Origin of the sequence: Pseudomonas sp. (assembly GCF_030147005.1) — a bacterium.
In the GTDB taxonomy this organism is placed as follows: Bacteria; Pseudomonadota; Gammaproteobacteria; order Pseudomonadales; family Pseudomonadaceae; genus Aquipseudomonas.
Genome location: NZ_JASLAW010000113.1, coordinates 1 through 7,631, shown reverse-complemented (window position 1 = coordinate 7,631; position 7,631 = coordinate 1). Strand labels below are relative to the sequence as shown.

The window sequence follows — 7,631 nt, the reverse complement described above, 5'->3', positions numbered from 1 at the left end:
TTCTGGGGTCGCTTCGCGGCCCAGCGGGAGCAAGCTCCCTCGCCACAGGCCGACGGTTGCCTGCTCTAGCGCTTAACTGACTGGCATTGGGGCCTGCTCGCGAACGCGGCGTACCAGCTGAGCTATGTGGCACTGGCATACCGCCTTCGCGAGCAAGCCCGCTTCCACATTGGGTTTCTGCATGTCTCAAATTAGAGATTAAATTAGTGCCACGTGGCGGCTCGTTAGAATTTATTCATATATTTCAAATAGTTAGAAAGATGGCACACATCTCGCTATAGCCCCTCCAGAGCTTCACCCACAACAATAACAATCCGATGGAGACACACCATGAGTGTGATCATTGCCCTGGCAGCCTTGGCGCTGCTGATGCTGGCTGCTTACCGTGGCTATAGCGTCATCCTGTTTGCGCCCATCGCCGCCCTCGGCGCTGTGCTGCTCACCGATCCATCCGCCGTCGCCCCGGCTTTTACCGGGGTGTTCATGGAAAAAATGGTCGGTTTTATCAAGCTGTATTTCCCGGTGTTCCTGCTCGGCGCGGTGTTCGGCAAGCTGATCGAGCTGTCGGGTTTCTCACGCTCCATCGTTGCCGCCGCCATCCGTCTGCTCGGCACGCGCCAGGCAATGCTGGTGATCGTGCTGGTCTGCGCCCTGCTCACTTACGGCGGCGTGTCGCTGTTCGTGGTGGTGTTTGCGGTGTACCCGTTTGCCGCGGAGATGTTCCGCCAGAGCAATATCCCCAAGCGACTGATTCCGGCCACCATCGCCCTCGGTGCGTTTTCGTTCACCATGGACGCCCTGCCCGGTACGCCGCAGATTCAGAACATCATCCCCAGCACCTTCTTCAACACCACCGCCTGGGCGGCGCCGTGGTTGGGGCTGATCGGCACGATCTTCGTGTTCTGCGCCGGCATGCTCTACCTGGCGCGCCAGCGCAACAAGGCCCAGCGCGCGGGTGAAGGCTATGGCACCGAACTGCGCAACGAGCCTGAAACGGCCGAAAACCTGACCCTGCCCAACCCATGGATCGCGCTGTCGCCGCTGATTCTGGTGGGGGTGATGAACCTGCTGTTCACTCACTGGATTCCACAGTGGTACGGCAAGACCCACAGCCTCAGCCTGCCGGGCATGAGCACCCCGGTGACCACCGAAATCGCCAAGCTCACCGCGATCTGGGCCGTTCAGGCGGCGTTGCTGGTGGGGATTATCGTGGTATTGGTGTTCGGCTTCTCGGCGATTAAAAGCAAGCTGGCCGAAGGCAGTAAAAGTGCGGTCAGCGGCGCGCTGCTGGCGGCAATGAACACCGCTTCCGAATACGGTTTTGGCGCGGTGATCGCCTCGTTGCCGGGGTTCCTGGTATTGGCGGACTGGCTCAAGGGCATCCCCAACCCGCTGGTCAACGAAGCCATTACCGTGACCCTGCTGGCGGGCATCACCGGCTCGGCGTCCGGCGGCATGAGCATCGCTCTGGCCGCGATGTCCGAGAGCTTTATTTCAGCGGCCCATGCGGCCAATATCCCCCTTGAAGTGCTGCACCGGGTCGCGGCCATGGCCAGCGGCGGCATGGACACCCTGCCCCACAACGGCGCGGTGATCACGCTGTTGGCGGTGACCGGGCTGACCCACCGCGAAGCCTACAAGGACATTTTCGGCATCACGATCATCAAGACCCTCGCGGTGTTCGTGGTGATCGGTACTTTCTACGCCACCGGCATTGTGTGAGGTTTTCATGACGACATTGAATGGCAAGACGGCGCTGGTCACCGGTTCCACCAGCGGCATCGGCCTGGGCATTGCCTTGAGCCTGGCCAAAGCCGGGGCCAACCTGATCCTCAACGGTTTCGGCGACGCCGGCGCGGTGATCGCTCAGGTGCAGGCGTTTGGCGGCAAGGTTGGGCATCACCCGGCAGACGTCAGCGACCCGGCGCAGATCGCCGATATGTTTGCCTATGCCGAACGCGAATTCGGCGGCGTCGACATTCTGGTCAATAACGCCGGCATCCAGCATGTGGCGGCGGTGGAAGATTTTCCGGTGGAGCGTTGGGACTCGATCATCGCCATCAACCTGTCGTCGGTGTTCCACAGCACGCGCTTGAGCCTGCCGGGCATGAAGGCCAAGGGCTGGGGGCGCATCGTTAATATCGCCTCGGTGCACGGCCAGGTGGGCTCGGTGGGCAAGGCGGCCTATGTGGCGGCCAAGCATGGGGTGATCGGTCTGACCAAGGTTGTGGGCCTGGAAGCCGCGACCAGCAACGTGACGTGCAATGCCATTTGCCCAGGCTGGGTGCTGACGCCGCTGGTGCAGAAGCAGATCGATGACCGCGTGGCCACTGGGGTCGATGCGCAGCAGGCGCAACAGGATTTGCTGGCGGAGAAACAGCCGTCGCTGGAGTTTGTGACGCCGTCTCAGTTGGGTGAGCTGGTACTGTTTTTGTGTAGCGAGGCCGGTGCCCAGGTGCGTGGCGCCGCGTGGAATATCGACGGCGGCTGGCTGGCCCAATAAATCCAGACACTGGAACTCTATTGTTTGGAAGAACTGTACAAGAACAAGAGATTTCGCTATGTCCGACATCCTCTGGCAACCCTCCCCGGAACGCATCGCCAACACGCGCATGGACCAGTTCCGGCGCTTTATCAACGCTCGCCACCCCGTGCAGCTCGACGACTACCCCGCGCTGCACCAGTGGAGCATCGACCAGCGCGCGGACTTCTGGCAGGCCATCGTCGTTTTCTTCGACGTGCAATTTCGCAGCCCGCCCAGCGCCACGCTGATCGAAGGCACCGAAATGCCCAGCGCCCAGTGGTTTCCGGGGGCCACGCTGAATTTCGCCGAGCACTTGCTGCGCCGTCGCGACGATCACCCGGCGGTGGTTGCCATCAGCGAAGACGGCCAGCGCGAGCAACTGAGTTACACGCAATTGGCGGAACACGTCGCGGGCCTGCAAAAAAGCCTGCGTGCGGCGGGTGTCGGCGTTGGCGACCGGGTGGCCGCGTGCATGCCCAACACCTGGCAAACCCTGGTGGGCATGCTCGCCACCACCAGCCTCGGGGCGATCTGGTCGTGTTCTTCGCCGGACTTCGGCACCCAAGGGGTGATAGACCGATTCGGCCAGATCGAACCCAAGGTGCTGATCACCTGCGCCGGCTATCGCTATGCCGGCAAGATCATCGACCAGAGCGCCAAGCTCAATGAAATCCTCGAACGGCTGCCGTCCCTGGAACACCTGATCATCGTGCCCTGCGCCCGCCCTCAGGCGCGGGTAGCGGATTACCGAACCCGTGCCCGTGTCGCGCTGTGGGATGACGTCTACCAGCCCGGCGGCACGCCCGAATTCGTCGCGGTGCCGTTCGATCACCCGTTGTATATCCTCTATTCCAGCGGCACCACGGGCGTGCCCAAGTGCATCATTCACGGCACCGGCGGCGTACTGCTCACCCACCTCAAGGAGCATGGCCTGCATGCCGACCTGTCCCGTGACGACTGCCTGTTCTACTACACCACCTGCGGCTGGATGATGTGGAACTGGCTGGTGTCGGTGCTGGCCCTGGGTGCTACGGCGGTGCTGTATGACGGTTCTCCGTTTCATCCAGGCCCGCAGCGCTTGATCGACCTGATCGACGCCGAGCGCATCAGCGTGTTCGGCACCAGCCCCAAGTTCCTTGTCACCCTGGAAAAGGCCGGGCTGCAACCGCGCCTCAGCCATGATTTGCGCAGCCTCAAAGGGTTGATCTCCACGGGCTCGCCGCTGTCGCCCCAGAGCTACGACTACGTGTACCGCGAGATCAAGACTGAGTTGTGCCTGTCGTCGATGTCCGGCGGCACCGATATCGTCTCCTGCTTTGTGATCGGCAACCCGGTATTGCCGGTACGCCGTGGCGAAATGCAGTGCAAGAGCCTGGCGATGGCCATCGAAGTGTGGGACGACCGGGGCCACCCACGGGTCGGCGAAAAAGGCGAATTGGTGTGCACCCGGCACTTTCCCGCCATGCCCATCGGGCTGTGGAACGACCCACAGCAGCAGAAGCTGCGCGCCTCGTATTTCAGCCAGTTCCCCGGCGTGTGGGCACAGGGCGATTACGCCGAGCAACGTCCCAGCGGCAGCCTGCTGATCCATGGCCGCTCCGATGCGGTGCTCAACCCTGGCGGCGTGCGCATCGGCACCGCCGAGATCTATCGCCAAGTGGAAAAAGTCCCGCAGGTGCTGGAAAGTCTCGCCATCGGCCAACGCTGGCAGGACGACGTGCGCGTGGTGCTGTTCGTGCGTCTTGGCGACGGAGTGGCCCTGGATGAGGCGCTGGAGCAGCAGATCCGCCAGGTAATTCGCGCCAACACCACACCGCGCCACGTGCCGGCGAAAATCCTTGCGGTCAGCGATATCCCGCGCACCATCAGCGGCAAGATCGTCGAATTGGCGGTACGCAACGTGGTGCACGGCGAACCGGTGAAAAACACCGATGCGTTGGCCAACCCCCAGGCACTCGAACAATTTCGCGACCGCCCTGAGTTGGCGTAACAGATGAAAGGTTTCAGCGCCAAGACGGCGTTTTGAAAAAAAACCGGCAATGCATGCTATTTTTCGAGGTAGCCGCCTGTTGTTGTCTCTTGGGATAATGGGCGTTGTCATTTTTTCAAAGCGTGATACGCAGGGCTTTTTTCATGAATGGAACATCCACCGGTAGCGAAGCCGCTGCAATGATCGAGCGGCTGGACTGGGCGCAAAGCCCCCTCGGTGAGGCCAATGATTGGCCGCAAAGTCTGCGCACTGCCGTGGATATCGTGGTGCATTCGCCCATGCCGATGCTGTTGCTCTGGGGCGAGCAGCTCACCCAACTGTACAACGACGGGTTCGCCCTGCTGGCCGGCAACAAGCACCCCGGTGCCCTGGGCCAGCCGGTGCACACGACCTGGCCGGAGCTGCAAGGTTTCGCCGCGCCGATCTACGACGCGGTGCTCGGCGGCCAGGTGCGCACCTTCAGCGAGCAGCGTTTCGTGTTGCAGCGCAACCATCGCGACACCGAAATCTGGCTCGACCTGACCTACAGCCCGGTGCGCGATGAAAACGGCCGGGTGGCCGGCATCCTGGTCACGGCCATCGAAACCAACGAGCGGCGCAGCAAGGCTCTCGAGTTGCAACAGCGCTCCGAAGACAGCCTCAAGGCCCAGCGCGACACCGAGCAACGTCTGCAGCTTGCACTGGCGGCGACCGATGCGGTGGGCACCTGGGACTGGGACATCGGCGAAGACCATTTTATCGCCGACGCGCATTTTGCGTTCCTGCATGGCGTCGACCCGAATGAAGCCGACCTGCTGCCCATCAGCGCCTACCTGCTCGGCGTGCATCCCGAAGACCGTGGCATGGTCACGCGCAGCATCAAGCATTGCATCACCTTCGGCACCGAATACGCCGAGGAATACCGCTTGCTGCAAGCCGACGGCCAGGTGCGCTGGGTGTTTGCCCGTGGCCGTTGCTACAAAGACCAACAAGGCCGGCCGGCGCGGTTCCTTGGCGCCGCGCTGGACCTCACCGAGCGCAAGCACACCGAGCAGGCGCTGCGTCAAAGCCAGACCGAGCTGCAACTGATCATCAACGCCATGCCCGTACTGATCGGCTACGTCGACCACGAGCAGCGGTTTCGCCTGAACAACAGCGCCTACCTCGACTGGTACGGCAAAACGCCCCAGGAGCTGTACGGCAAGACCATCCGCGAAGTACTCGGCGACGAGGTGTACGCCGGGCGCGCAGACAAGATCGCCGCCGCGCTCAATGGCAAGGCGTGCAGCTTCATGACCGTCACGCCGCATCGCGACGGGCGACCGCGCCATGCCTTGATGAAGTACCTGCCGCGCTTCAGCAATGACGGCTCGGTGAACGGTTTCTACATCTTTGTGATCGACGAGACCGAACGCAAACTCACCGAGGAAGCCCTGCGCCACCTCAACGAGAACCTCGAAGAACGCGTGAGCCAGCGCACCCAGGCGCTGGCCGAGGCCAATCAGCGCCTGCAAAACGAAATGTTCGAACGCGAGCGGGCCGAAGACGCCTTGCGCCATGCGCAGAAAATGGAAGCGGTGGGCCAGCTCACGGGCGGTATCGCCCATGACTTCAACAATATGCTCACGGGCATCATCGGCAGCCTCGACCTGATGCAACGCTACATTGCCGACGGCCGCAGCGAGGACATTGGCCGCTTCGCCGACGCCGCCGTAGCCTCCGCCCACCGCGCCGCCGCCCTCACCCACCGGCTGCTGGCGTTCTCGCGGCGCCAGTCGCTGGACCGGCGCCCCACCGACCCCAACCAGTTGGTGGCGTCCCTGGAAGACCTCTTCCGCCGCACCAAGGGCGCGCATATCTCTCTCAACGTGCAGCTTGGCAAAGATATCTGGCCGGTGAACACCGACGCCAGCCAACTGGAAAACGCCCTGCTCAACCTGGTGATCAATGCCCGCGACGCCATGCCCGACGGCGGCGAACTGCTGATCGAAACCGCCAACAGCTATCTGGACGGCACCGATATCACCACCCTGGAGCCCGTCAAGGCCGGCGACTACGTGATGCTCGGCGTACGCGACAACGGCAGTGGCATGGCGCCGAAAATCCTCGCCAAAGCCTTCGACCCGTTCTTCACCACCAAACCTATCGGCCAAGGCACCGGCCTGGGCCTGTCGATGATCTACGGCTTTGCCCAGCAATCCGGTGGCCATGTGACCATCCAGAGCGAACCGGGCCAGGGCACCTGCGTGCGCCTGTACTTGCCGCGCCTGTATGGCACCGCGCTGGAAAGCAGCCTGCCCACAAGCCTGACCGAGGCGCCGGTGGCCCTGGCCGGCGAAGCGGTGGTGGTGGTCGAGGATGACCCGGCGGTACGCATGCTGGTGGTCAATGTGCTCGACGAACTGGGTTACACCGCGCACCAGGCAGCGGACGCCCGCACGGCGCTGCCGTTGCTGGAGTCGGATTTGCGTGTCGACCTGCTGGTGACCGACGTCGGCCTGCCGGGCATGAACGGCCGGCAACTGGCGGAAATCGCCCGTCAGCATCGGCCGGGGTTGCGCGTGCTGTTCATGACCGGTTACGCCGAAAAAGCGGCCGAGCGCCAGGGTTTTCTGGAACACGGCATGGACATGGTGGCCAAGCCGTTTTCCATTGAACTGCTGGCGACTAAAATCCGCAGCATGATCGGCGTCAATACTTGAGTTCAGGCATAATCGCGCGCCGTCGCACCCCTGGTAGAGATCAATGAAAGCCCAAGCCCGTCATATCCTGGTGAAAACCAGCGAAGAAGCCGAACAACTCAAGCAGCGCATTGCCAAGGGCGAAGCCTTTGACGTGCTGGCCAAGAAGTACTCCACCTGCCCGTCCGGCAAGCGCGGCGGTGATCTGGGCGAGATTCGGCCGGGGCAAATGGTAGGAGCCATTGATGCAGTGATCTTCAAAAAGCCGCTGCGGGTGGTGCATGGCCCGGTCAAGAGCAAGTTCGGGTATCACCTGGTGCAGGTGTTTTACCGGGACTGACGGGTAGGCTTGAGGGCGCTATCGCAGGTAAGCCCCACCTGTGCAATGTATTTGCAATTGCACAGGTGGGAGCCGGGCTTGCCCTAATGCCAGTCAGTTAAGACAGAACCGGTCCCT

At 62.4% G+C, this 7,631-nt stretch carries 5 protein-coding genes; all 5 read left to right on the top strand.

Annotated features, from left to right (window positions below; genetic code table 11):
• Positions 1 to 330: 330 nt before the first annotated feature.
• The 5 genes from Q1V60_RS10345 (at position 331) to Q1V60_RS10325 (ending at position 7,514) form a co-directional block, all read left to right on the top strand.
• A complete protein-coding gene (locus Q1V60_RS10345) occupies positions 331 to 1,722 on the top strand; it encodes a GntP family permease (protein ID WP_058424166.1) in 1,392 nt (463 codons plus the stop codon).
• A 7-nt stretch (positions 1,723 to 1,729) separates the two neighbouring features.
• On the top strand, positions 1,730 to 2,503 hold the full coding sequence (locus Q1V60_RS10340) for a 3-hydroxybutyrate dehydrogenase (RefSeq protein WP_300629984.1): 774 nt from the start codon (positions 1,730 to 1,732) through the stop codon (positions 2,501 to 2,503).
• A 58-nt stretch (positions 2,504 to 2,561) separates the two neighbouring features.
• Complete coding sequence (locus Q1V60_RS10335) at positions 2,562 to 4,514, top strand: acetoacetate--CoA ligase (RefSeq protein ID WP_300629982.1); 1,953 nt, start codon at positions 2,562 to 2,564, stop codon at positions 4,512 to 4,514.
• A 143-nt stretch (positions 4,515 to 4,657) separates the two neighbouring features.
• Positions 4,658 to 7,195, top strand: a complete 2,538-nt coding sequence (locus Q1V60_RS10330) for a PAS domain-containing protein (RefSeq protein ID WP_300629980.1) — start codon at positions 4,658 to 4,660, stop codon at positions 7,193 to 7,195.
• 43 nt (positions 7,196 to 7,238) lie between these two features.
• Positions 7,239 to 7,514 (top strand): peptidylprolyl isomerase, encoded by a 276-nt coding sequence (locus Q1V60_RS10325; protein ID WP_046383114.1) that lies wholly within the window; start codon positions 7,239 to 7,241, stop codon positions 7,512 to 7,514.
• Positions 7,515 to 7,631: the final 117 nt, after the last annotated feature.